At 69.5% G+C, this 23,575-nt stretch carries 21 protein-coding genes and 1 pseudogene; 12 read left to right on the forward strand and 10 right to left on the reverse strand.

Annotated features, from left to right (window positions below):
• Positions 1-90 precede the first annotated feature (90 nt).
• Complete coding sequence (locus tag ACFFC4_RS08185) at positions 91-708, forward strand: pyridoxamine 5'-phosphate oxidase family protein (RefSeq protein WP_375499875.1); 618 nt, start codon at positions 91-93, stop codon at positions 706-708.
• Between the two features lie 4 nt (positions 709-712).
• On the opposite strand, the gene ACFFC4_RS08190 is transcribed toward ACFFC4_RS08185, so the two are convergent.
• Entirely contained in the window at positions 713-3,667 is a 2,955-nt protein-coding gene (locus tag ACFFC4_RS08190; protein ID WP_375499877.1) for a UPF0182 family protein, read from the reverse strand.
• A 162-nt stretch (positions 3,668-3,829) separates the two neighbouring features.
• Here ACFFC4_RS08190 and ACFFC4_RS08195 point away from each other — a divergent pair, with 162 nt between their 5' ends.
• The gene (locus tag ACFFC4_RS08195) at positions 3,830-4,351 is read left to right on the forward strand and encodes a PPA1309 family protein (protein ID WP_375499632.1); all 522 of its coding nucleotides are present in this window, start codon (positions 3,830-3,832) and stop codon (positions 4,349-4,351) included.
• A gap of 7 nt (positions 4,352-4,358) precedes the next feature.
• Here ACFFC4_RS08195 and ACFFC4_RS08200 read toward each other — a convergent pair whose 3' ends face one another.
• Entirely contained in the window at positions 4,359-5,450 is a 1,092-nt protein-coding gene (locus ACFFC4_RS08200) for a PDZ domain-containing protein (RefSeq protein ID WP_375499634.1), read from the reverse strand.
• Positions 5,451-5,472: 22 nt separating this feature from the next.
• Positions 5,473-5,682: a hypothetical protein gene (locus ACFFC4_RS08205; protein ID WP_375499636.1), complete on the reverse strand. Its 210-nt coding sequence runs from the start codon at positions 5,680-5,682 to the stop codon at positions 5,473-5,475.
• 102 nt (positions 5,683-5,784) lie between these two features.
• Here ACFFC4_RS08205 and ACFFC4_RS08210 point away from each other — a divergent pair, with 102 nt between their 5' ends.
• The gene (locus ACFFC4_RS08210) at positions 5,785-7,086 is read left to right on the forward strand and encodes a zinc-dependent metalloprotease (protein WP_375499638.1); all 1,302 of its coding nucleotides are present in this window, start codon (positions 5,785-5,787) and stop codon (positions 7,084-7,086) included.
• Between the two features lie 3 nt (positions 7,087-7,089).
• Here the strand turns inward: ACFFC4_RS08210 and ACFFC4_RS08215 are convergent, their stop codons facing one another.
• On the reverse strand, positions 7,090-7,656 hold the full coding sequence (locus ACFFC4_RS08215) for a M48 family metallopeptidase (protein ID WP_375499640.1): 567 nt from the start codon (positions 7,654-7,656) through the stop codon (positions 7,090-7,092).
• Between the two features lie 247 nt (positions 7,657-7,903).
• Between ACFFC4_RS08215 and ACFFC4_RS08220 the strand changes: the two genes are divergently transcribed.
• The 4 genes and pseudogenes from ACFFC4_RS08220 to ACFFC4_RS08235 all read left to right on the forward strand — a co-directional run bounded on the left by ACFFC4_RS08220 (position 7,904) and on the right by ACFFC4_RS08235 (position 11,320).
• Positions 7,904-8,995: a thiamine biosynthesis protein ThiF gene (locus ACFFC4_RS08220; protein WP_375499642.1), complete on the forward strand. Its 1,092-nt coding sequence runs from the start codon at positions 7,904-7,906 to the stop codon at positions 8,993-8,995.
• Positions 8,996-8,999: 4 nt separating this feature from the next.
• The gene (locus ACFFC4_RS08225; RefSeq protein WP_375499644.1) at positions 9,000-10,391 is read left to right on the forward strand and encodes an ABC1 kinase family protein; all 1,392 of its coding nucleotides are present in this window, start codon (positions 9,000-9,002) and stop codon (positions 10,389-10,391) included.
• 79 nt (positions 10,392-10,470) lie between these two features.
• Positions 10,471-10,833: pseudogene (locus ACFFC4_RS08230) on the forward strand (iron-containing alcohol dehydrogenase); the annotation flags it as partial.
• A gap of 256 nt (positions 10,834-11,089) precedes the next feature.
• Positions 11,090-11,320 (forward strand): hypothetical protein, encoded by a 231-nt coding sequence (locus tag ACFFC4_RS08235; RefSeq protein WP_375499646.1) that lies wholly within the window; start codon positions 11,090-11,092, stop codon positions 11,318-11,320.
• Positions 11,321-11,636: 316 nt separating this feature from the next.
• On the opposite strand, the gene ACFFC4_RS08240 is transcribed toward ACFFC4_RS08235, so the two are convergent.
• Positions 11,637-11,936 (reverse strand): WhiB family transcriptional regulator, encoded by a 300-nt coding sequence (locus tag ACFFC4_RS08240; protein ID WP_375499879.1) that lies wholly within the window; start codon positions 11,934-11,936, stop codon positions 11,637-11,639.
• Between the two features lie 143 nt (positions 11,937-12,079).
• The gene (locus ACFFC4_RS08245; RefSeq protein WP_375499648.1) at positions 12,080-12,331 is read right to left on the reverse strand and encodes a hypothetical protein; all 252 of its coding nucleotides are present in this window, start codon (positions 12,329-12,331) and stop codon (positions 12,080-12,082) included.
• A 174-nt stretch (positions 12,332-12,505) separates the two neighbouring features.
• Between ACFFC4_RS08245 and ACFFC4_RS08250 the strand changes: the two genes are divergently transcribed.
• A complete protein-coding gene (locus tag ACFFC4_RS08250; RefSeq protein WP_375499650.1) occupies positions 12,506-14,056 on the forward strand; it encodes an MFS transporter in 1,551 nt (516 codons plus the stop codon).
• A 3-nt stretch (positions 14,057-14,059) separates the two neighbouring features.
• Here the strand turns inward: ACFFC4_RS08250 and ACFFC4_RS08255 are convergent, their stop codons facing one another.
• A complete protein-coding gene (locus ACFFC4_RS08255; protein WP_375499652.1) occupies positions 14,060-14,491 on the reverse strand; it encodes an ASCH domain-containing protein in 432 nt (143 codons plus the stop codon).
• Between the two features lies 1 nt (position 14,492).
• Positions 14,493-16,490 (reverse strand): ATP-dependent helicase, encoded by a 1,998-nt coding sequence (locus ACFFC4_RS08260; protein ID WP_375499654.1) that lies wholly within the window; start codon positions 16,488-16,490, stop codon positions 14,493-14,495.
• 108 nt (positions 16,491-16,598) lie between these two features.
• Between ACFFC4_RS08260 and ACFFC4_RS08265 the strand changes: the two genes are divergently transcribed.
• Positions 16,599-16,832 carry a mycoredoxin gene (locus ACFFC4_RS08265; protein ID WP_375499656.1) on the forward strand — a complete coding sequence of 78 codons (234 nt, stop codon included), beginning with the start codon at positions 16,599-16,601 and terminating at the stop codon, positions 16,830-16,832.
• Positions 16,829-17,452, forward strand: a complete 624-nt coding sequence (locus ACFFC4_RS08270; protein ID WP_375499658.1) for a uridine kinase — start codon at positions 16,829-16,831, stop codon at positions 17,450-17,452. Before ACFFC4_RS08265 ends, ACFFC4_RS08270 begins: the two co-directional genes overlap by 4 nt.
• A gap of 21 nt (positions 17,453-17,473) precedes the next feature.
• Here the strand turns inward: ACFFC4_RS08270 and ACFFC4_RS08275 are convergent, their stop codons facing one another.
• On the reverse strand, positions 17,474-17,656 hold the full coding sequence (locus ACFFC4_RS08275; RefSeq protein ID WP_375499660.1) for a hypothetical protein: 183 nt from the start codon (positions 17,654-17,656) through the stop codon (positions 17,474-17,476).
• Positions 17,657-17,687: 31 nt separating this feature from the next.
• Between ACFFC4_RS08275 and ACFFC4_RS08280 the strand changes: the two genes are divergently transcribed.
• Together ACFFC4_RS08280 and ACFFC4_RS08285 are read left to right on the forward strand one after the other, a co-directional pair.
• Positions 17,688-21,428 carry an ABC transporter ATP-binding protein gene (locus ACFFC4_RS08280; RefSeq protein ID WP_375499662.1) on the forward strand — a complete coding sequence of 1,247 codons (3,741 nt, stop codon included), beginning with the start codon at positions 17,688-17,690 and terminating at the stop codon, positions 21,426-21,428.
• Complete coding sequence (locus ACFFC4_RS08285) at positions 21,429-22,922, forward strand: MFS transporter (protein ID WP_375499664.1); 1,494 nt, start codon at positions 21,429-21,431, stop codon at positions 22,920-22,922. It begins immediately after the preceding gene.
• Here the strand turns inward: ACFFC4_RS08285 and ACFFC4_RS08290 are convergent.
• The gene (locus ACFFC4_RS08290) at positions 22,898-23,422 is read right to left on the reverse strand and encodes a TrmH family RNA methyltransferase (RefSeq protein ID WP_375499666.1); all 525 of its coding nucleotides are present in this window, start codon (positions 23,420-23,422) and stop codon (positions 22,898-22,900) included. The two genes, ACFFC4_RS08285 and ACFFC4_RS08290, sit on opposite strands and share 25 nt — an antisense overlap.
• Positions 23,423-23,575: the final 153 nt, after the last annotated feature.

A 23,575-nucleotide genomic window follows, 5' to 3' on the forward strand; every position in this document is an offset into this window, starting at 1 on the left:
CGCACCGCCGCCGAAACAATCTTCAGCGGCGCCCTCATGAAAGTTCCGGGCTAACGACAGCGACAGCGATGCGACCATGTCACGGTGACGATGGTCGAGATCTCCGACGAGCAACAGCTACGCGACCTGCTGGGTGAACCGACCCCGGCCGCCAGGAACAAGGAGCGGACCCGGCTCGTGGACGTCGACCGCGCGTGGCTCGCGGCGTCACCGTTCTGCCTCATGGCGACCTCGGACGAGCACGGCGACTGTGACGTCTCCCCGAAGGGCGATCCGCCCGGCTTCACCGTCGTCCTGGACGACACCACCATTGCCATCCCCGAGCGGCCAGGAAACCGTCGAGCCGACGGGTTCCACAACATCCTGCGCAACCCGCACGTCGGCCTCGTGTACTTCATTCCCGGCCGCGGCGACACGCTGCGCATCAACGGCCGGGTCCGGCTGGTGCGCGACGCGCCGTTCTTCGACCTCATGCTCGTGAAGGGTCACCGGCCCGTCCTGGCCGTGGTCGTTGAGATCGAGCAGGTCTTCCACCACTGCAGCAAGGCGTTCCTGCGCTCGTCGCTGTGGCAGCCCGAGACGTGGACGCCGGACGCCGTGCCGTCCCGGGCGCACATCGCGCACGCGCTCGAGCGGCCCGAGACGCCCGTCGACGAGCTCGAGACCTACTACGGCTCGAGCTACGCCGACGGGCTCTACCGCAGCTGAGCCGTCACTTGCTCGGCGATGCGCCGGCGCTCGGGCTCGACGTCGGCAGGCCCCGCAGAGCGATGAGCTGGTCGACTAGCTTGTTGACCTTGGCCTGGGCCGTCGCGATCTGAACCGGGTCCTTGGTGGCGTAGGCATTGCTCAGGTCCGTGTTCGCGGTCTTGAGCTGCGCAACGACCGACCCGAGGGTCTGCGTCACGGGCGTGCCGGTCGAACCGGACGAAGGGCTTGTTGACGCAGACGTGCTCGGTGTGGCGGATGGTGGGGTTGTAGTGCCGCCCGACGACCCGCCCGAACCGCTGGTGTTGACTGAGAAACCCGGAGTGCGACCCTCCTGAATATCTGCTAACGCATCGTCCAGCGTCGCGCCGTACCCGACCTTGTCGCCGTACGTCACCAGCACGCGTGCGAGCGTCGGGTAGGAACTGCTGCTTGCATTCGTCGACTGCACGTACAGCGGCTCGACGTACAGGAACGAGTTGCCCAGCGGCAACGTCAACAGGTTGCCGTGCTTCACCGTCGACTGCCCGGTGTTGAGCAACGAGATGTCCCGCGAGATCACCGGTTGGGTCTTGAACACGTTCGCGACCTGGCTCGGACCTTGGACCGCCGACTTGCCGGGGACCTCGAGCACCGTCAACTTGCCGTAGTCCGGCCCCGGGTCACTGTCGGCCGAGATGTAGGCGGCCAGGTTCGGGGCGTTGTTGACGACCATCGGCGACGTGAGCTGGAACTGCGGGGTGTTGTTCGACGCTGCGGGCGCGTTGGCCAGCACGTAGTACGCCGGTTGGTCTGCACCGGCGAAGTTCGGGTCCTCGGGCACGGCCCACTTGCCCTTGCCGTTGTAGGAGTCGATCGGGTCGCTGATGTGGTACTGCGCCAGCAGAGCCCGCTGGGTGTTGAACAAGTCCTGCGGGTAGCGGACGTGGTCCAACACGTCCGTGGGCATCGTCTTCTTGGCCTGCACCAGACCCGGCAGGATCTTGCGCCAGGCCTTGAGGATCGGGTCCTTGGCATCCCAGGCGTACAGCTTCACGGTTCCGTCATAGGCATCGACGGTGGCCTTGACCGAGTTGCGGATGTAGTTGATCTGCCGGTCCTGCTGGTCCCGGCGCAGCGACGTGCCGGTGAGCTCCGACAGCGACTGCCGCTCCGAGTACGGGAAGTTCGCCATCGTCGTGTAGCCGTCGACCATCCACATGATGTGCCCGGTCTGCTGGTCGACGAACGGATAGGGCGCGCCGTCGATCGTGAGGAACGGCGCCAACTTCTGCACAAGTGCCTTCGGATCCCTGTTGAGGATGACCCTGGCACCCGAGGCACCGACTGCGTCGTTGAGCAGGAAGTTCGTCTCCTTGTACTTGACTGCGAACGCCAGCTTGGTCAACGTGCCGGCCAGCGAGACGCCACCCGCTCCCGTGTAGGTAGTGGCGCCGGCGTTGCCGTTGTACTCACGCCTGCGGTCCTTGTCGCCCACGATCGAGTACGGGTTCATGCCCTGGCCGAAGTAAACCTCCGGCTTGACGACCTTGAGACCGAGCGGTCCGGTGGACGGGATGCCGCCCTCGGCGTACGGGATGTCGCCGTTCGTCACGTCCTCGTCGGCCTGCGCGGCCACAAACCCGTACCCGTGCGTGTAGACCGTGTACTGGTTGATCCAGTTGTTCAACGAACCGCTCAGGTTCGCCGGCTCGAGCTGGCGGACTCCGACGACGTAGTCGTTGACCGTTCCCGCCGGATTGGCGTAGCGGTCGACGTTCAGTTTGTCCGCGAACCCGTACGGCTGTGCGATCTTCTGGAGGTTGGTGAACGTCGGGCCCACGACGTTGGGGTCCAGGATGCGGATGTTGTCGACGGTCGTGTCCGAAGTGGTCACCGCACCGCGGGCCGGTTTCGCCGTGGCGGAGTACGGCACGTACGTGACCGTTCCGCTGGTACCGGCGGCGTTCTGCGTCTGGATGTCGTAGGCGTCGCGCGTCGCAGTGATGTTGCGCTTGATGTAGGGCGCTTCCTTGTCGCTGGCGTTCGGCTTCACCGACACCCGCTGCACGATCGCCGGGTAGATGCCGGCGATGACGATCGACAGGATGATGAGCATGACGAATCCGATGAAGGGCAGCAGGGCGCTCTTGAGCCAGATGCTGGCCAGCACGCCGAGCGCCAGCACGATGGCGAGCCAGAACAGGATCGTCTTGGCCGGCAGTTCGGAGTGCACGTCGGTGTACGAGGCGCCGGTGAACTTGCTGCGGTCGGAGAAGACCAGTCCGTACCGGTCCAGCCAGTAGGCGGCGGCCTTCAACGCCATGAAGACGAACACCAGAATGGTGATCTGCCGACGTGCCGCGATGGTGATCTTCGGCCCCGGTGTCTGCAGCCGGATCGCGCCGCTGAGGTAATGCACGGCCACCGTGAGAATCAACGCGAAGATGATCGCCGTGAAGCCGAAACCGAGCAGGATCCGGTAGATCGGGTAGTCGAAGGCGTAGAAGCCGATATCGAGGTGGAACTGCGGATCCTTCTGCCCGAAGGAACCCCCGTTCAGGTACAGCTGCCACTGCTGCCACTTGCCCTGCGCCGACGCACCGGCGGCGACGAACGCGATGAGCGTGACGCCGGCCAGCACGAGCTTGCGCCGCGGTTCGATCATCAGCGCGTAGTTCTGCAGGTTCTGCTGTTCGGGTGACATCGGCCGGAACGGCGGCCGGATGAGGTACGCAGCGAGCAGGTTGCCGCCGATGATCAACGCCATGATCAGGCCGAAGACGAAGAACAGCACCAGCTTCGTCCAAAACATGGTGGCGTAGACGTTGCGGTGGCCGGTCGTGCCGAACCAGAGGTAGTTGACGTACACGCCCGCGAGCTTGACGAACAGGATCAGCAGCACGATCAGGATGGCCACGACCGACAGTGCGATCTTCGCCCGCCGCGACAGGACCACGGACGGGATGGGTTGCCGCATCGCCACGGGCGAGCTCCTCGGTGAGACACAGGTTGACCACGGGCATCGAAGTCGCTCGTGGCGTAACGCTGCGGTCAACGTACCGGCCGTTGTCCGGGTTCCGACATCGGTGCTGGACGGACCGGTCGTAGCTCTCAGGTGCGCCTCCACCATGATCGGACTGTGAGCGAATTCCTCAGCGTGCTCGAGCAGGCGATGGCCGAGATCGAGCAGCACGTGCACGCCGCCGGCTGGGATCGCGGGCCGGCGCTGTTCGCACTTGTCAGTTCCGGTCAGTTCGCCGTCGACGACCCGCAGACCGCCGCCCGGTTGGGCATCGACCAGCTGCCGCCGCAGACGCTGACCCCCATCGAACAGGAGGACCTGCCCGACCAGCCATTGGACGAGGTGCTCGCCGGGCTCGAGTGGCCGGCTGCAGTGCTCGGTTGCGCGGTGACCCAGGAGATCGTCATCCTGCCGCCGTCGGCGGAAGCCGAGGTGGCCGACGGCGACACCGCGGCCGCGGCGGCGCACCCCGAACGGCGCGAGGCGCGCATCGCGGTCGGCGTGCTGCGCGACGGCTCGAGCGCTGCGCTGCTGCGCCTGCGCTCCACCGACGGCGCCGACGAACCGGACGAGGAGCGACTCACCGGCGCGGACCTGGCCCCGAACCTCGTCGAGGCGCTGCTTGCGACACTGAGCTGACCGCGGCTCAGCAGTGCGGGACGGGCCGACCCTGTTCGATGGCCAGCAGGTCCTGCACCGCGCCGTGCAGAGTATCGACCTTGACGACCCGCAGCCCGCTCGGAGTGTCCTTTCGGACGTCGCTGCAGTTTCCGGACGGAGCCAGGAAGACCGTCGCGCCCTTGTGCTTGGCCGCGATCATCTTCAACTGGATGCCGCCGATCGGGCCGACCTTGCCGCTGCCGTCGATGGTGCCGGTGCCGGCGATGAACCGGTCCTTGGTGAGGTCGGTGCTGCCGACCTTCTCCATGATCCCGAGCGCGAACATCAGCCCGGCCGACGGGCCGCCGATCTCGTTGCCGAGCCCGAGGTCGACGGAGAACGGAGCGAGGCAGGTGTCGGCCACCTCGATGCCGAGCCGCGCGCCCTTGCCCTTCTTGGGCGGGGTGCCGACCGTGACCTCGGTGACGACGTCCTTGCCCTGGCGCGACACGGCGACCGGAACCGTCGTGCCGGGCTTCAGCGCGGACAGCACCGTGGAGAGTGTCGTGGCCGTGGTCGCGGCCTTCCCGGCGACAGATTCGAGCTTGTCGCCAGGACGCAGCTTGCCCTTCGACGGACCGTCGGCCAGCACGCTCACCACGCCGAAGCCGCGCGGGTACTTCAGCTCGCACAGTGCAGCCTGGGTAGCGCTGTCCTGCGAGGTCAGGAAGTCCTGGGTGTTCTCCTGGTCGGTCTGCTTCTGCGACCTGCCCGGCGGATACACCGACGCCCGCGGCACCACGACCTCGTCGTGCTTCAACCAACCGGCGAAGGCCTGGAACGCGCTCACCGACTGCGTCGTGACGCTGACCGTCGTGAGGTTGAGGTGTCCGTCGGTGCGGTTGGGCGTGCGACCGACGATTTTGATGATCAAGTTGCCCTGCTCGTCGCTGCCCAGCGTGTTGTAGGTCGGGCCGGGCGACAGGATGACGTACGGGACGGGCATCGTCAGCGACAGGATGAACAGGACGAGGAACAACACGCCGGCCACGGCAAGGGTGCGTACGCGTCGGCTCAGGGCAACCCAGGCACGTCCGCCCGGAACACGCTCGGCCGACGGCAGCGAAAGGCGAGCCACCCCGGAAGCGTATCCGGGCCGGTCAGTCCAGCTCGTCCGGATGGTGGGGCGGCGACTCCCGCGGTGCCGTGCGGGTGTGGGTCGAGGCGCCCAGGGCGTCGAGGTAAGCGGTGTGCGCGCGCATCGACTCAGCGGTATCCGGCAGCCGGCGCGGCCGCGCACGTACCCACGTCCAGAGCGCTGCCAGCAGCGTGACCCCGACCGGCACGGCCAGCCAGAGCGCCCATGTCATGCCGGCCGACGCTACCGGCGGCGGCGCGTTCGCCCCCGGCGCAACGCGGGACGCCTGCGGAACCGCGCGCACTGTCTGTTCGTCGCTACTACCGTGAACCCCATGAGCAACTTCGGCTTCGGCTTCGGACTCGGCGGTCCCGGTGGAGACGGGGGCGACGGCGACCCCAACCCGATGGGCGGAATGCCGTTCTTCGCCGAACTGCAGAAAATGCTGTCCTGGTCCGGCGGTCCGGTGAACTGGGATCTCGCCAAACAACTCGCGGCCACCACGCTCACGCAGGGCGGCAGTGGCACCAGTGGCAACGCGATTGTCAGCCCGGCCGAGCGGCTCGGCGTCGCAGAGGCGATCCGCCTCGCGGACCTCTGGCTCGACGACGTGACCGACCTGCCGTCCGGCGTGCAGTCGATCGAGTCGTGGTCGCGCACCGAGTGGCTCGACAAGACACTGCCCGTCTGGTCCGCGTTGTGCGAGCCGGTTGCCGCGCGGGTGGTTGCGGCGATGTCGGCGGCCATCCCCGAGGAGCAGGTGCAGATGCTCGGCGAGGGCAATCCGCTGGCGGGGATCATGCAGCAGGTCGGCGGCCTTATGTTCGGCGCCCAGGTCGGCCAAGGCCTCGGCGGCCTCGCCCGCGAGGTCGTCTCAGCCACCGACATCGGCATCCCGCTCGGCCCGGCCGGCGTCGCTGCCCTCGTACCGGCCAACATCGCCGCCTTCAGCGAAGGTCTCGAGCGGCCCGCCGAGGAGATCCGCCTCTACCTGGCGCTGCGCGAGGCCGCCCATCAGCGGCTGTTCGCCCATGTGCCGTGGCTGCGTCAGCACCTGCTCGACACCATCGACACCTACTCGCGCGGGATCACGCTGGACATGTCGGCCCTCGAGGACGCCATGCGCACCATCGACCCGATGAATCCGCAGGGGATCCAGGACGCGCTCGGCGGCGGCCTGTTCGCGCCGCAGGAGACCGCTGAGCAGCAGAATGCCCTGCGCCGACTCGAGACACTGCTCGCCCTGATCGAGGGCTGGGTCGACACCGTCGTCGCTGCGGCCGCCACTGAGCGGATGCCCGGCGCCGTCGCGCTGCGCGAGGCCACCCGCCGGCGACGCGCCTCGGGCGGTCCGGCCGAGCAGACGTTCGCCACCCTGGTGGGCCTCGAGCTGCGGCCCCGCCGGCTGCGCGACGCAGCGACGCTGTGGTGGAGCGTCACGGAGAAGCGTGGGGTCAGCGGACGGGACGCCATCTGGACGCACCCGGACCTGCTGCCCACCGCCGACGACCTCGACGATCCGCTCGATTTCGGTGACAAGGTGATGTCCGAGCAGGACTTCATTGTCCCGGACGACCTCAGCGATCTGCTTGGCGAGGGCAAACCAGACGATCCGACGGATCCCCCGACGTCCTGACGGTCAGCCGGTCGCGGAGTCCAGGTCCTCGTCGCTGCCCAGATCGTCGGCGAGGTCGTCGGCGATGGGCAGGTGCGCCGCGGCGCTGACCCCGTCGAGATAGCCACGGGCGCGTTCGGTGCGCGGGTAGCGGGCAACGAGGGCCCAGAAGTCAGGACCGTGGCCGGCCTCGAGCAGGTGCGCGAGTTCGTGCACGAGCACGTAGTCCTGCACCCAAGCCGGCATGGTCAGCAGGCGGCGCGAGAGGCGGATGCTGCCCTCGTCCGGGGTGCATGACGCCCACCGGCTACGCATGGCCGGCACCCACCGCACGGTCGACGGCCGCGCCTGCCCGTTCAGGTAGCGCGCGGACAGCTCGGCGGCCCGCTTGGCCAGCTCGACGTCGCCGGCCGGCCCGCGCCGCGTTGTGCCGTTGACCCGCGCGACCATCCGCTCGACCCAGTCCCGCTCCTCGGCGGCGCTGAACCGGGCCGGGATCAGGACGACCACCCGGTCGCCGTCGCGGTACGCCGATACCGTGCGTCGCCGTTTCGTGCTGCGTCGTACCTCGACCTGACCGGTGAAGCTCATGACGCGTGCGGAGCGGTCGGTGTTGGACTGGGCACGAGCGCTACCGTAGCCAACCCTGCCGGTCTCGTCCTGCAGCCCGGCCGACAGGTGTCTGCAGGTTGTCCACACAACGATCCACAGGTGTGAATATTCACTTCAGGGTTATTCCCGATCACCCTAGGTGACCGGTCACCAACACGTTGCTAGCCCGGTCCCGGCAGCTGTGGAAAACCCGTACCCGGTGCCGGTGGCCAGACAGGATGTCGGGGTGACACCGCCCAGCACGTCCTCGTTGGATCAGCCGGCCAGCGGAGCGGGCCCGGCAAAGGGTTTCGTGCTGAGCCCCGCCGCCCGGTTGCTCTGGCGCACCGCGGAGTCGGTGCACCTCGAGCTGGGCGACCGCAGCGTCGTCGTCGACGGGCTGCCGGCCTCGGCCATCGACCAGGTCGCGCCCGGCCGACCGGTGGCCGGCGACCGGCCCGCGCTCGACCCGAGCGTGCGCACAGCCTTCGACGTCCTGACCGAGGACGGCTTCCTCTGGCCCCGATCGGCCGGCGACGAGGTCCGCCACACGCCGCCCGTGCCTCGCCTGGCCGGCCAGCTGACCGCGCTGGCCGCTCGGCACGGTGAGGACGCTGCGGAGCTGCTGCACGCCCGCCGGCACTACGCCGTGGTCGTCACCGGTAACACCGCGGCTACCGTCCACCTGGCCGCGCTGCTCGCCGCCGCCGGGGTGGGCCGGGTCCGCTGCGCGGTCGACGGCACGGTCCGGCTACTGCACGCCGTACCGGGCGGAGTCGAACCTGCCGACGAGGGCGACGATCTGCAGGTGGCTGGCGTACAGGCCGTCCTGCGTGCCGCGCCGGAGGCTGATGTAACACCTCTGCCGTCCGATGACGTGCCCGACCTCACCGTCCTGGCGCAGGCCGGCCCGGTCGACGACGATCGGCGGTCTGCGCTGCACGCCACCGGATCAGCCCACCTGCGGTTCGCGGTCGGCGTCGACCACGCCGTGGTCGGCCCGCTGGTGCTGCCGGGCCTGACCAGCTGCCTACGCTGCGCCGACCTGCACCGTCTCGACCGCGATCCAGCCTGGTCGGTGCTCTCGGCCCAGCTGGCCGTACCCCGGCGCTACGGCCCGACCGCGGATGCCGTCGTCTCGACGCTCGCCGTCGGCGTCGCGGCGATGCAGGTGCTCACCTTCCTCGACGGTGGCGACCCGGCAGGCATAGACGGCACCCTCGAGATCCACCCGCCCGACTGGCGGGTGCGGCGCCGGTCGTGGACGCCGCACCCGGGGTGTGACTGCGGCCTCGCACCGGCCGACACGAGCAGCCGCGGGCTGCGTTGGGCAGAATGACCGTGTGACCGACAATTCCCGCTCCGGCTCGGACGGTGCGCGGGACGGCCGGCCAGGTACCCGCGCCGCGAAGCGCGCCGACAAGCCCGAGATCCCGCAGCGCCGCGGTGCCCGCACCGCCAAGCTCGCCTCGTTGCCGCTCGGCGTCGCAGGTCGCGCAACGCTCGGCCTGGGGCGGCGGATGACCGGCCGCTCGCAGGAGGAGGTCGCCGCCGAACTGCAGGCCAAGACCGCCGAGCAGCTGTTCAGCGTGCTCGGTGAACTCAAGGGCGGGGCCATGAAGCTGGGCCAGGCGCTGTCGGTGTTCGAGGCTGCCCTTCCCGAGGAGCACGCCGCGCCCTACCGCGAGGCCCTCACCAAGTTGCAGGAAGCCGCGCCGCCGATGGCCGCGAGCACCGTGCACAAGGTGCTCGACGAGCAGTTCGGCACCAGCTGGCGCGAACGCTTCCGCGAGTTCGACGAGCGGCCGGCGGCGGCGGCCAGCATCGGCCAGGTGCACCGCGCCGTGTGGTCCGACGGCCGCGAGGTCGCGGTCAAGCTGCAGTACCCCGGCGCCGGCCCGGCGCTGATGGCCGATCTGACGCAGCTGACCCGCTTCGCCTGGCTGTTCGGCAAGATCTCCCCCGGCCTCGACGTCAAGCCGCTACTGGCCGAGCTGAAGGACCGCGTCCTCGAGGAACTCGACTACACGCTCGAGGCGCAGGCCCAGCGCGCGTTCGCTGCGGCATACGCAGACGATCCCGAGATCGCCGTGCCGCGCGTAGTGGCCAGTGCGCCGAAGGCCGTCGTCAGCGAATGGATTGCAGGCACCCAGCTCTCGACGATCATCGCCAGTGGCACGCAGGAGCAGCGCGACCGCGCCGGCTCGCTCATGGCGCTGCTGCACTACTCCGCCCCTGCACGCGCCGGCCTGCTGCACGCCGACCCGCACCCCGGCAACTTCCGCATGCTCCCGGACGGCCGGCTCGGCGTCATCGACTTCGGCGCGGTGGCCCGCCTGCCCGACGGGTATCCGCCCGGCCTCGGCCGGTTGACCCGTCTTGCTGTGGACAACGATGCCGAAGGCGCGCTGGCCCTGCTGCGCAACCTGAGGTTCGTGCGTCCGGACGTCGACGTCACCGCGAGTCAGGTCATGGACTACCTCGGTCCGATCCTCGAGCCGTTGCGAGAGCCGACGTTCACCTTCAGTCGCGAGTGGATGCGGGGCCAGGCCGCCCGCGTGGGCGACCCCCGCAGCGAGGAGAGCCGTGTGGGCCGGTCGTTCAACCTGCCGCCGGACTTCTTCCTGATCCACCGGGTGACGCTCGGGTCGCTCGCGGTGCTCTGCCAGCTGGGCGCCACCGCCCCCTACCGCGAGCTCGCCGAGAAATGGCAACCGGGATTCGCTCATGACTGATACGCCCGAGTCGATCTTCACCTACGGAGCGCCGACGCTGAAGTTCGGCGACGTCGCGTCCGATGAGGTCGGCTAGGACCTGTCGCAACTCGGTTCGACCCGCGCGCTGGTGATCACCGACCCCCGAGTCGCGGCCACCGGCCTGCCCGACCGGGTTGCTGATCAGATGGGCCGCTTCGGGGTCGAGGCGGTGGTCTTCGCCGGTGTGCGCGTCGAGCCCTCCCGACCGCAGCATGCAGGACGCTGTCGACCGGGCGCGCGAGCACGGGCCGTTCGATGCGTTCGTCGCGGTAGGCGGCGGGTCGAGCATCGACACGGCCAAGGCCGTCGACCTGCTGCTCACCAACCCCGGTGAGCTGCTCGACTACGTCAATGCCCCGGTCGGCGGCGGGGTCGAACAGTCAACGCCTTGCACCCACTGGTCGCGATACCGACGACCACGACGATTATCCGGCCGATGGGGCAATGGTTCCGCACGGAATGTCGGTCTCGCTGACCGCACCCGAGTCGTTCCGCTTCACCTTCGACGCCTCGCCCGATCGGCACATCCGTGCCGCCCAGCTGCTGGAGCGATCGCGCCCAGGACACCGTCAGCGGACGACCTCGCCGGCATCTTCTCGCGGTCGATGACCCTGTACTGACGGAGTTTCACCCTTCCGGTGCTGTATCCACGGCCTACTGGGCGTTGGATGGCACAGGTGATCGGTACGGAACAGACCACCGACGGTGACCTGAGTGACGGGTCCTCCCCACGTTGCACGATGTGTGGGGTGGCCGCCGAGAGCGGCGTCAACGGCGCCCCTCCCCTCGGCTGGTCGGCGGAACTTGTCGAGACCAGTGCCGGCATCCGTCCGCGGTGGGCCTGTGCGCAGTGCACGCGGCAGTTCGTGCGCTCGATCGAAGCCAAGCTCGACCCCGAGTGGTGGTAAGCCGCGCGGGTCGCGGTTCGCGAGACGACGACGGCCGCCGGATCGCAGTGATCCGGCGGCCGCGTCGGGTGCGACTAACGCGCCAGTGCCCAGTCCGCCCGGCGTGCGTGACGCTGTTCAGCGGCCCGGGCGTAGCGCGAGACGCGGTGCCAACGACGCTGGGCGGACAGCTGCCGAGCCAGGTTGGCCTGGCGGCTGCGTCGCTCCCCGTCGCGCATTCGCTCTCGAGCTAATGCTTCGTGCAGTCCGTACATGTGAATGCTCCTTGGCTGTGGTCAGAAGTGTGGCTCGATGTTCTTGATGGCTGAACTGTTGATCACGCGGCGACCTCGTTCCGGTCGGCCTTGCGCGGACGTCCGCGGGGCCGCTTGCGAGCGATGACCGTCCCGCGCTCGAAGATTTCGCCACCCCAGACTCCCCACGGCTCCCGACGCTCGAGGGCGCCTTCGAGGCAGGTCAGTCGGGCCGGACACGCGTGGCAGAACGACTTCGCCCGGTCGAGTTCGGTCGGGGTCTCGGCGAACCACAGATCAGCGTTCTCCACCCGGCAGGGCAGGTCTTCCGGACACTCCTTCGAGAGCGGGTCAAGCGCGTTGATCCCGATCGGGTCGAGCACGAGGTCGTCGGTGCAGCTGGTCAACACGTCGGGTCACCTCCTTCTTCTTCTCGGTGCGGTGGATCGATGGCGGAAAAACAAATGAGGCCGCGGTTCCCAGGTAGGGAGCCGCGGCCTCGAGGAGTGCCGTTCGCTGACGGGTGTCAGCGGGGTTCTCCTCGAGGTGGTGCGCCCTGCTTGGTGAGTGCTGCCACGAACGTGCCGGTGAAGCCTTCGGCGGTGTAGTGGTTGTTGCTCGTGTAGTTGTCGGCGATCGAGACGCGCGTCCCGTCGATGCGGCGGCCGGCGACCTGTGACGTCAGGACGTGGTTCCACGACCGGACATTCGGCATGGGCACGGCGGCGGCAGAGGGGAACGCGACGACCGTTGACGGGTTGTCAGTCGTGTACTCCACGTCGGCCACCACCCTTCTGCGCTCGCGGGGCGCGTCGATACGCCCGATTCGATTCTGTGCGCGAAGGCTATCGGCGGCCTGCAACAGCCCGCAACTCATTTATTCGGTGAGTTCTTGGTGGTCGCAACGAGTGCTCGCGAGCCGGTCCTTGATCGCTTTGCCAGACTGTCCGACATGGCCGAGCTGCGCGCGTCCCGAGGTGCCGCCCTGGCCACCGTTCTGTCGGTGCTGTTCCTGACCTTCCTCGACACGACGATCGTCAGCGTCACGTTGGGCGATCTGGAGTCCGACATCTCAGCGGGCGTCGTGCCGCTGCAATGGGTGATCAATGCCTACGCGTTGGTGTTCGCCAGCCTCATGCTGCTCGGTGGCACGCTGGCCGACCGGTTCGGACGCAGACGCCTCATGCTCGCAGGTGTCGTGATCTTTGGGATCGGCTCGCTGATGTGCGCCCTCGCATCGGGTATTGCAGTGGTCATTGCCGGCCGTGCGGTCATGGGCCTGGGCGCTGCTGCGTGCGAGCCCGGCACGCTGTCGGTGATCCGCCAGCTCTATCCCGCGCGGGCTGAGCGGGCGCGGGCGCTGGGCGCCTGGTCAGCTGTGTCGGGACTCGCGCTGGCCCTCGGCCCGGTGCTCGGCGGACTGCTTGTCGCTGCCGGTGACTGGCGCTCGGTGTTCTGGTTCAACCTGGCCGCGGCGCTGGTGCTGCTCGTGACGGTGCTCGCCTTCGTCCCCGAGAGCCGAGACCCCGAACCCGGCGCGGTCGACGGCGCCGGCGTCCTGCTCAGCGCGACGGGGCTGGCAGCGGTGATCTTCGCAGCGATCTCCGGCGAGTACGACGGTTACTCGACATGGTGGGTCATCGCCCTGTTCGTTGTCGGGGCCCTGTGCCTCATCGCGTTCGTGCCGGTCGAGTTGCGGGCGTCGACGCCGATGTTGGACCTGCGGGCCGTGCGGACCCCGATCGTCGGCTCGTCGCTGTTCGCGGCGTTCGCCGTCTACTTCGGGGTGTTCGCGATCTTCTTCTTCACCGCGCTGTACCTAGACATCGGGCTGGGTTACTCCGGTCAACGGCTGGCCGGCATGTTCGCGCCGATGGCCGCGGCCATCGTGGTCGGAGGGCTCGCGGCCGGCGCGTGGGTGGCACGGGCCGGCGCCAAATCGCCGACGGTGGTCGGTTGCGTGCTCGGTGCCGCCGGCATGCTGCTCGCGCGCGCCGAGCTCGGCGAGGGTTCACAGCTGTCCTTCGGCCTGCTGTCGGTAGCTCTGGCCGTCGCGGGGCTCGGCTTCGGCATCACGGTGGTCCCGTTGACGTCAGCGGTGCTGACGCACATTCCGGCACGGCGCTCGGGGATGGCAGCCTCGGCGACGAACACGGCACGCCAGCTCGGGGCGGTGGTCGGCGTGGCCGCGCTCGGCGCAATCGTCAACGCGCATCTGACCGCTGCCGTCGACAAGTTCGACCCGTTCCTGCTCAAGCTCGTCGGCGGCCGCGACAAGGCAGTCGCCCTCCTGCAGACCGGCGGTGGCCCGGGCGGTTTCGACCTCAAGCAGCTGGCGCGGACGGCACCGTTCCGGCCCTTCGTCGCCGAGTTCCTGGACGGCGTGCAGCTGGCGCTCGTCGTGGCCGTGGTACTGACGCTCGCCGCCGCCCTGCTGGCCGCCGTCGTGCGCGAACCGCCCGCCCTGGTCGACGACGACGCCGAGCTCGCGACCGTCGTCTGATCGTCAGTCTGCCGCACGCAGGACGCCGACCAGCTCGAAGTGGTGCACCACGACCGGCTCGGAGTCGCGCAGCTGCCAGGTCGGGTCGCCGGCGTCGGCGCGGACCAGGTCGGTGATGTCGCGCCAGAACGCCTTGTGCCCGCGCCGCCAGGCGGCCGCGTCGGCGTAGCCCTCGCCCTCGGCGAACGCGACGTCGTCGCCGACCAGATGCAGCGGGGTGATGGTGACACCGGTGGTTCGGACGGTGCCGTGCGCGCGTCCGTCGCCGTCGACAAGGGTCAGGAACTGCCCGACCCTCGGCAACGGTTCGCCGCTGAGATATTCGATGGCCAGCGACGACGTCGCTGTCTTGTCGCCACGCACGACGGCCGCGACGAGCCGATCGCCCAGCCCGCCGTCGCCGTCGTAACCGAAACCCAGCGTCGCGTCACACATGTCAGACCACCTCCACCGGTTGGACCGCTGCCGGGTCGGCGCCACCGAGTAGCTCGAGCAGCGGGTCTGCGTAGCGGGTGAGCTTGGTCGGGCCGACGCCGGAGATCTGGCCCAGCCCGGCGCGGCTCTTCGGTCGGGCGTCGGCGATGGCCACGAGCGTCGCGTCGCTGAACACGACGTAGGGCGGGACGCTCTGCGCCGCGGCCTGCAGCTTGCGCCATTCGCGCAGCCGGCCGAACAACTCGGCGTCGGCGGCCTCGGGACGCTCGGACTTGACGCGCTTCGGGGAGACCCGTGCGCCGGTGGCCGGCCGCAGCCCGTCAAGAAAGCGGCTGGCCTTGCGACCGCGGCGCTGACCGGGGCTGCGGGCCAGCGCCCACGACAACGCGAGCCGCTCGCGGGCCCGGGTGATGCCGACGTAGAGCAACCGCTTCTCCTCGGCGATCTGCTCGGGCGTGGTGGCGTGTTGGTAGGGCACCGTCGTGTCCGTCAGCCCGACCAGGAACACCGCGTCCCACTCGAGGCCCTTGGCGGAGTGCAGCGACGCGAGCGTGACGCCCTGCACGGTGGGTGCGTGTTGAGCGCTCGCGCGCTGGTCGAGCTCGGCGACGAACATCTCGAGCGTGGCGTCGGGCACGGTGGCCAGCAGGTCGTCGGCAAGTGTGACAAGCGCGGCCAGGGACTCCCAGCGCTCTCGCGCTCCACCGCTCGGCGGTGCGTTGTCGGGGTACCAACCCAGGCTGCCGAGCACCCCGCGGACCGCGTCGGGCAGGGCATCGTCGCCGACCTCGCCGCTGCGCGCAGCGCCGCGCAGCAGCAGGCGCGCCTCGCGAATCTCGGCGCGGTCGAAGAACCGCTCGCCGCCGCGCAGAACATAGGGCACGCCCTCGCGGGTAAGCGCGGCCTCGTACACCTCGGATTGGGCGTTGATGCGGAACAGGATCGCGATCTCGGCCGCCGGCGTACCGGCGGCGATCAACGCCTTGCATCGAGTGGCGACGTCGGCGGCCTCGGCCGGCTCGTCGTCGAACTCTGCGAAGGTCGGCATCGGGCCCTCGGGTCGCTGGCCCACAAGCGTCACGCCGGCCGCTCCCCCGCCCACCAGCCTGTTGGCCAGCTCGACGACCTGCGGGGTGGAGCGGTAATCGCGGTGCAACCGCACGAGCACCGCGTCCGGGAAGCGACGGCGGAAGCCCAGCAGATGTTCTGGGGTGGCCCCGGCGAAGGAGTAGATCGTCTGGTTCGCATCGCCGACCACGCAGAGATCGGTGCGGTCGCCGAGCCACGCATCCAGCAACCGTTGCTGGAGCGGGCTGACGTCCTGGTACTCGTCCACGACGAAGTGCCGGTACTGGCTGCGCACCTGCTCGGCGACGTCGGGATGTTCCTCCATGGCTGCGGACATGATCAGCAGCAGGTCGGAGAAGTCGATCTGGCCGCTGCGCTTCTTGGTTGCTTCGTACTCGGCGTAGAGCTTGGCGACCGTCTCGGGCGTCGAGGTGGTCTCCCGGCCGGCCGCGCGTGCCTTCGCCGGATAGGACTTGGGCGTGGCCAGCACCGCCTTGGCCCAGTCGATCTCGCCGGTGAGGTCGCGCAACTCGGTACGGTCGACGCGCATCCGCAGCCGGGCCGCGGCGTTGCCGACCAGGCGCAGCTGATTGTCGACGACCTGGGGCATGCCGCCGCCGAGTACCCGGGGTGCGAAATACTGCAGCTGGCGAAGCGCGGCGGCGTGGAAGGTGCGGGCCTGCACCCCGTGCGCGCCGAGGGTGCGCAGCCGGGTACGCAGCTCGCCGGCCGCGCGGGCGGTGAAGGTGACGGCCAGCAGCTGGTTGGGCTCGATCGCGCCGGTGCGCACGGCGTAGGCGATGCGATGGGTGATGGCCCGTGTCTTGCCGGTCCCCGCGCCGGCCAGGATGCACACCGGCCCGCGTACCGCGGCAGCGGCTTCGCGCTGCTCGGGGTCGAGACCCTCGAGGATGCGGTCCGCGTCTGGCACGTTGACCGATACTGCCAGCGAGCTACGACAGTCCGTCGGCTGGTGGGCCGGAATGTGGATCGTCCGGTCCGCGTTCCCGTCTCAGTTACCGACGAGAGGCGACGTCCGATGATGACGATGTACACCACCACCTGGTGCGGTTTCTGCGCGCGGCTCAAGAGCGGCCTGCAGCGTGAGGGCATCGAGTGGGACGAGGTCGACATCGAGCGCACCGAGGGCGCGGCCGACATCGTCATGAACGTCAACGGCGGCAACCGCACTGTGCCCACGGTCGTGTTCGAGGACGGTACGGCGCTCACCAACCCGAGCGTGGCGCAGGTGAAGGACAAGCTGGCGGCTTGAGCCTGGGACGGCACTTCGTCCCGCTCGACCTGGACGTCGCGATCGAGCGGCTCGCCGACCTGATCGAACGGAGTCCGAGTTTCGTGCGCGTGGCGATCGACGGTCCGCCGTGTGCGCAGCCCGAGGTGCTGGCAGAGGCGCTCATCGAGCCGCTGCGGTTCCGGGGGCGTCCCGGCGCGCACGTGCGGGCCGAGACGTTCTGGCGTGACGCGTCTCTGCGCCTCGAGTACGGCCGGCACGACGTCGAGAGCTACCGGACCTGGCTGGACGCCGGCGCATTGCGGCGTGAGGTGCTCGATCCGCTCGTCGCGTCCGGCACGTACCTGCCGTCACTGCGCGACCCGCGGACGAACCGCTCGACCCGCGAGGCGGTCCGGCATGCGGAGCCGGGCACCGTCGTGCTGGTCAGCGGCGCGTTGCTGCTGGGCCAGGAGCTGCCCTTTGACCGCACCGTCCACCTGACCATGTCGGCCGCGGCCCGGGCGCGCCGAACACCCGAGCACGAAGCCTGGACGCTGCCCGCCTTCGATGCTTACGACCATGACGTCGAGCCGATCCGGGTGGCCGACGTCGTGATCAAGCTCGACGACCCGAAGCACCCGGCCGTCCGAGGACTCTGACGAGAGACACGTCGAACGAAGCTAGCGTTCGCGGGCGGCGACCCGTCCACCGAGGTCGGCTACAGCGTCGGTCAGTGAATCAACCTTCGAGTCGAGCCGGTCGAAACGGGTGTGGAGATCGTCGATGCGCCCGTTGACGTCGCCGATGCGTCCGGACACGACGGTGGTCACCAGCGTGATCGAGGTGATCGACATGCCAGCCATCGCCAGCACGTCGCACGTAGTATTAGTTAACGTGACTAACGATCCCGGGGAACAGCAACCCGGGTGGGTTCGTCTGCTGTGGCGCCAGCTCATGCGCCACCGCACGAATCTGGTCCTGGCCTTCGTCGCGGCGGTTCTCGGCAGCGCCGCGCAGATCTCGGTGCCGCTCGTCGCCCGGCAGATCGTCGACAACGTCATCGACGGCACCGACGCCCTGTGGCCGTGGCTCATCATCCTGTTCGTTGCAGCAGGCATCACCTTCGCGCTCGCGTACGTCCGCCGGTACCGCGGGGGGCAGCTCGCGCTCGACGTGCAGTTCGACCTGCGCAACGCCATCCACGACCACCTGCTGACGATGGACCAGCGAACGCTGTCGCGGATGCCGACCGGCCAGCTGGTCTCGCGTGCGAACTCCGACTCCGCGCTCGTCCAGGGGTTGCTGCAGTTCCTGCCGCTGATGACCGGCAACCTAATCATGATGCTGCTGGCGCTCGTCGTCATGTTCGTGCTGTCGCCGCCACTGGCGCTGCTCGCACTCGTCGTCATGCCGGCCCTGTTCGTCGTGTCGTACCGGATGCGGCGGCGGGTCTTCCCGGCCACCTGGGACGGGCAGCAGCGCGAGGGCGACGTCGCGCAGATCGTCGACGAGGGCGTCACCGGCGTGCGCGTCGTCAAGGCCTTCGGGCAGGAGACCCGCGAGCTCGAGCGCCTCGCCGCGGCGGCCGAGGACCTGTACGGCGCGCGCATGCGAGCCACCCGGTTGAACGCGCGCTACCAACCGCTGCTCGAGACCATCCCGACGCTGGCCCAGGTCGCGGTCCTGCTCTGCGGCGGCCTGCTCGCCCTGCACGGCCACATCTCGCTCGGCACCTTCCTCGCCTTCAGCACCTACGTCGGCCAGTTCGTCTCCCCCGCGCGCCAGCTCGCTGCCGTCCTGACGGTGGGCCAGCAGGCACGCGCGGGCGTCGAGCGGATCTTCTCGCTGATCGACACGCCGACCGCGATCGCCGACGCATCGGACGCCGTCGAGCTCAAGGCCCCGGTGCGCGGTGAACTGCGCTTCGACGATGTGCGCTTCGGCTACGACCCCGACGCCCCCGTCCTCGACGGTTTCGACCTGCACATCGCGGCCGGCGAGCGGGTGGCGATCGTCGGCACGAGCGGCAGTGGCAAGTCCACTGTGGCGACGCTGGTGTCGCGCTTCTACGACCCCGATGCCGGCAGCGTGCTGGTCGACGGGCACGACGTCCGCGGACTTACGTTGAATTCGCTGCGTGGACGGGTCGGCGTCGCGTTCGAGGAGAGCTTCCTGTTCTCCGACACCGTCCGGGCCAACATCGCCTACGGCCGTCCGGACGCTAGCGAGGCCGAGATCGAGGCTGCGGCCCGCACCGCCCAGGCCCACGAGTTCGTCACCGAGCTGTCCAACGGCTACGACACGGTCGTCGGCGAGCGTGGGCTGACGCTATCCGGCGGTCAACGCCAGCGGATTGCGCTCGCCCGGGCCATCCTGTCCGATCCGGCGATCCTCGTGCTCGACGATGCCACCAGCGCCATCGACGCCCGCACCGAGGAGGCCATCCACGACGGGCTGCGTGCAGTCCTCGCGGATCGCACCACGCTCCTGATCGCGCACCGGGTGTCGACCCTGCACCTCGCGGACCGGGTGGTCGTGCTCGACGACGGGCGCGTTGTCGAGAGCGGCAGCCACGCCGAGCTGACGGGTCGCAGCGCCCTGTACCGCAGCCTGCTGTCGGGTCTCGACGAGGCACCGCTGCGCGCGGCCGGGGACTCGATCGAGGCACTCGCTTCGCTGACGAAAAACGGCGTCACCGCGTCGGCCTGGACGGGTGCTGCAGCTGCGCGGCCAGGGCACGCCACTGTTGTCAACACCATTGGCGCCGGGCTCAAGGGCGGGGGCGGCACCAACTCGATCATCGGAGCAATGCCGCCGACGCCCGAGCTGCTGGCGCAGGTCGAGCAGCTGCCACCGGTACGCGACGTTGCCGAGGTCGACCTGCCCCGCGAGAGCGCGCACCAGCGCTTGTTCAGCCTCACCGGTCTGCTGCGCCAGTTCCGGCGTCCGCTACTGGTCGGGCTCGTGCTGGTCGTGCTCGACGCGCTCGCCGGCGTGGCCGGACCGATCCTGGTCAAGACCGGGGTCGACGACGGGGTGTCCCACCACGCCGAGCGCGTACTGGTCCTCGCCGCCGTCGCATACCTGGGCGTCACTCTGATCGACTTCGTGGTCCAGATCGGCTCGACGTTCATCACCGGGCGCACGGCCGAGCGGATCATGCTCTCGCTGCGCATCCGCATCTGGGCGCAGCTGCAGCGGCTCTCGCTGGACTACTACGAACGCGAACTCGCCGGCCGGATCATGACCCGGATGACCACCGACGTCGACCAGTTCGAGGCGCTGGTGTCGAACGGCCTGCTGTCGGCGCTCATCGCGATGGTGACCTTCCTCGGGGTCGGCGTGGCCCTGGTGGTCGTCAACGCCGAGCTCGGGCTCGTCGTGCTGAGCGTGATCATCCCGCTGTCGTTCGCGACGGTCTGGTTCCGTCGGCGCGCCTCGAAGCTCTACGACCTCTCCCGCGAGCGCATCGCGGTCGTCAACGCCGACTTCCAGGAGAGCCTGTCCGGCGTGCGCGAGGCGCAGGCGTTCGTGCACGAGGCGGCCACCCGCGAGCACTTCCACGGCCTGGGCCGCGCCTACCTGTCGTCCCGCATCGCAGCTCAGCGGCTGGTGGCCACCTACTTCCCGTTCGTGCAGTTCCTGGCCGCCGTCGCCGACGCGCTGGTGCTCGGCGTCGGGGCCTCGCTGATCCGCGACGGATCGCTCACCGTCGGCGCGCTGATCGCATTCCTGCTCTACATCGACCTGTTCTTCTCGCCCATCCAGCAGCTGTCACAGGTGTTCGACGCCTGGCAGCAGACTCGGGTGTCGGTGGCCCGGATCGCCGAGCTGATGGCGCTGGACACGCTCACGCCGGAACCGTCGCAGCCTGCGTTCGTCACGGAACCGCGGGGCGAAGTGGCCGTCGAGGAGGTGCGGTTCACCTATCCGTCCGCGGCCTCCGGTGACGCGCTGCGCGGCGTTGACCTGGCCGTCCGGCCGGGCGAGACCATCGCGCTCGTCGGCGAGACAGGCGCCGGCAAGTCGACGGTGCTCAAGCTGCTCGCCCGGTTCTACGACCCGGTCACCGGGCGGGTCTGCTTCGACGAGCACGACCTGCGCTCCCTTGACCTGCACGGCTTTCGCAGCCACCTCGGCTACGTGCCGCAGGAGCCGTTCCTGTTCACCGGCACCGTCCGCGACAACATCAGTTACGGACGTCCGTCGGCGACCGACGCCGAGGTCGAGGCCGCAGCCCGGGCCGTCGGCGCACACGACGTCGTGGCCGGGTTGCCCGGTGGCTATCTCACCGAGCTCGCCGAGCGCGGCTCGTCGCTGTCGTCGGGTCAGCGGCAGCTCATCGCGCTCGCCCGGGCCCAGCTGGCCGACCCGGCGCTCCTGTTGCTCGACGAGGCGACGTCGAACCTCGACCTTGCCACCGAGGCCAAGGTCACCGCGGCCATGCGCTCAGTGTCCGCGAATCGCACCACCATCGTCATCGCGCACCGGTTGCAGACCGCGCAGGTCGCCGACCGCATCGCCGTACTCGACAACGGCACGGTGGCCGAGATCGGGACACACGACGAGCTGCTCGCGCTGGGCGGTGGCTACGCGCGCATGTGGCGCGCATTCGACACCGTCGGCGCAGCTTAGGTGGACCTCCACACTGCGGGCGAGAGCGACCTGAATCCCCAGCGCTGGTTCCTGCTCGCCGTCGCCCTCAGCGCACTGTTCATGACGATCCTGGACGCAACCATCGTCAACGTTGCGCTGCCCTCGATCGGCAACAGCCTCGACGCCAACGCCTCGCAGCTGCAATGGGTCGTGTCGGGTTACGCGCTGGCGTTCGGCATGGTGCCGATCATCGCCGGCCGCCTGGGCGACGACCGGGGCCGGCGCCGCATGCTGCTGATCGGCATCGCCGGGTTCGCGCTCACCAGCCTGGCCTCCGGCCTCGCGCCCTCACCGGCGGTGTTGCTCGGCGCCCGGGTGCTGCAAGGACTGTCCGGTGGGCTGATCAACCCGCAGGTGTCCGGGCTGGTTCAGCAGCTGTTCCCGCAGCGCGAACGTGGCCGGGCGTTCGGCATGCTGGGGCTGAACATCGGACTGGCGCAGGGTCTCGGGCCGGTCGTCGGCGGCGCGATCATCGCGCTCGGCGGCGACCAGATCGGTTGGCGACTAACGTTCCTGATCAACGTACCTGTAGGTACGGTGGCGTTCATTCTGGTCTGGCGGATGTTGCCGCGCGACACGAGGCGCGCTCACCCGCGCCGGCTCGACCTGCCAGGTGCAGCACTGTTGGCGCTGGGCCTGGCCGGCGTGCTGTTCCCCGTGGTCGAGTACGACGCCGATCGCAACCTCACCCGGTTGCTGCTCATCGTCCCGGCCCTGGCCGTCCTTGGCGTGTTCGCCTGGTGGGAACGCGGGCCGGGGCGGCGCCGCGGTCACCCGCTCATCGACACCGCGCTGTTCCGCGTGCGTAGCTACAGCGACGGGCTCGGCCTGTCCCTGCTGTACTTCGCCGGCTTCAGCGGCACCGCGCTGGTGCTGTCGCTGTTCCTGCAGGACGGCCTCGGCTTCTCAGCGTTCGAGTCGGGGCTCACCGCATCGGCGCTGGCCGTCGGAACGGTCATCGGCGCGCCTGTGGCCGGTCGCTTCGTCACCACGCGCGGGCGGCAGGTGTTGGTCGTCGCGCTCTGCACGTTCCTCGTCGGCATCGCCTGCGCGGCACTGTCTGTGCACTTGTCGTCCGGGCAGCTCTCCGACCGCTCGGTCGCGCTGCTCCTGGCGGCCTCGCTGCTCGTGGCCGGCGTGGGTGGCGGCGGGGTGATCACCCCCAACCAGGCGCTGTCGCTGCGCGAGGTCAACGTCGCGGGCGGCTCGACGGCCGGCGGCATGCTGCAGACCGCTCAGCGAGTCGGCGCGGCCGTCGGGGCGGCGTCGTTGACCGCGGTCTTCTACGGCCAGCTGTCCACGCACATCCCCGCGTCCGGGACCGCACGCGCGGCGCATTACGGCCAGGCCTACTCGACCGCGCTCCTCGTGACAATTGGCATGGCCCTCGCGGCGCTGGCGCTCGCCGCGCGGGAGGCGCGCGTCGAGAGCCGTTCCACCGTGGCCGGTCAGAGCAGCCCGGCCAGCCGATAGAGCACCAGTGACCCGGCCACGGCCACATTGAGACTGGCGCCGGTGCCCATCATCGGGATCTCCACGGCCTGGTCGACGTACTCGAGGGCGGCCGGCGGCACCCCGTCCCGTTCGTGGCCGAGCAGAACCACGGTCCGGCCTCGGGCCGCAGGCAGGTCGCCCAGCCGGATCGCCTCGTCCGCCAGCTCAACGGCAAGCACGGTCGTGTCCGCGTCTTCGCTCTGCCGCGCGAGCCAGACCGCACCGTCGCGTCCGACCCAGTGGACGCAGGCCGGTCGGCGCAGGGTGTTGCCGCGGGCGAGCGCCTCGGGCACCCACGGCAATCGCGGGACCACAAGGCAGGCCCCCACCGCATCGCAGGTGCGCAACAGGGTGCCGAGGTTGGCGCCGTGCATCGGCCACAACGGAGCCACGAGCAGGTGGTCCCAGCAGCGGTGCGGCCGCCGACGACGACGTTGCGTGAGCTCGCGACGGGTGGTGACCCGTGGCGCGCTCGTCATGCGTTGGGGGGTGCGGTCCTTCGCGGTACTCGGATCATGCACAGGACGCTTCGCGGCGCGTCCGGGCCATCGACGGGGCCCGTCGTTCGGGCCGACCCCCTGGATGATGCCACGCGGCCAGGCCGGCTTCCGCGCGTGACGACACCGACGGTT

Origin of the sequence: uncultured Jatrophihabitans sp. (genome assembly GCF_964244045.1) — a bacterium.
Taxonomy (GTDB): domain Bacteria; phylum Actinomycetota; class Actinomycetes; order Mycobacteriales; family Jatrophihabitantaceae; genus Jatrophihabitans.

Bases quoted from the DNA above. Each gene is read 5' to 3' on its own strand.
- ACFFC4_RS08290 (WP_375499666.1), bottom strand. From the start codon at position 23,422: ATGACGAGCGCGCCACGGGTCACCACCCGTCGCGAGCTCACGCAACGT.
- ACFFC4_RS08215 (WP_375499640.1), bottom strand. From the start codon at position 7,656: ATGAGCTTCACCGGTCAGGTCGAGGTACGACGCAGCACGAAACGGCGA.
- ACFFC4_RS08205 (WP_375499636.1), bottom strand. From the start codon at position 5,682: ATGACATGGGCGCTCTGGCTGGCCGTGCCGGTCGGGGTCACGCTGCTG.
- ACFFC4_RS08250 (WP_375499650.1), top strand. From the start codon at position 12,506: ATGGCCGAGCTGCGCGCGTCCCGAGGTGCCGCCCTGGCCACCGTTCTG.
- ACFFC4_RS08265 (WP_375499656.1), top strand. From the start codon at position 16,599: ATGATGACGATGTACACCACCACCTGGTGCGGTTTCTGCGCGCGGCTC.
- ACFFC4_RS08190 (WP_375499877.1), bottom strand. From the start codon at position 3,667: ATGCGGCAACCCATCCCGTCCGTGGTCCTGTCGCGGCGGGCGAAGATC.
- ACFFC4_RS08275 (WP_375499660.1), bottom strand. From the start codon at position 17,656: ATGGCTGGCATGTCGATCACCTCGATCACGCTGGTGACCACCGTCGTG.
- ACFFC4_RS08255 (WP_375499652.1), bottom strand. From the start codon at position 14,491: ATGTGTGACGCGACGCTGGGTTTCGGTTACGACGGCGACGGCGGGCTG.
- ACFFC4_RS08210 (WP_375499638.1), top strand. From the start codon at position 5,785: ATGAGCAACTTCGGCTTCGGCTTCGGACTCGGCGGTCCCGGTGGAGAC.
- ACFFC4_RS08185 (WP_375499875.1), top strand. From the start codon at position 91: ATGGTCGAGATCTCCGACGAGCAACAGCTACGCGACCTGCTGGGTGAA.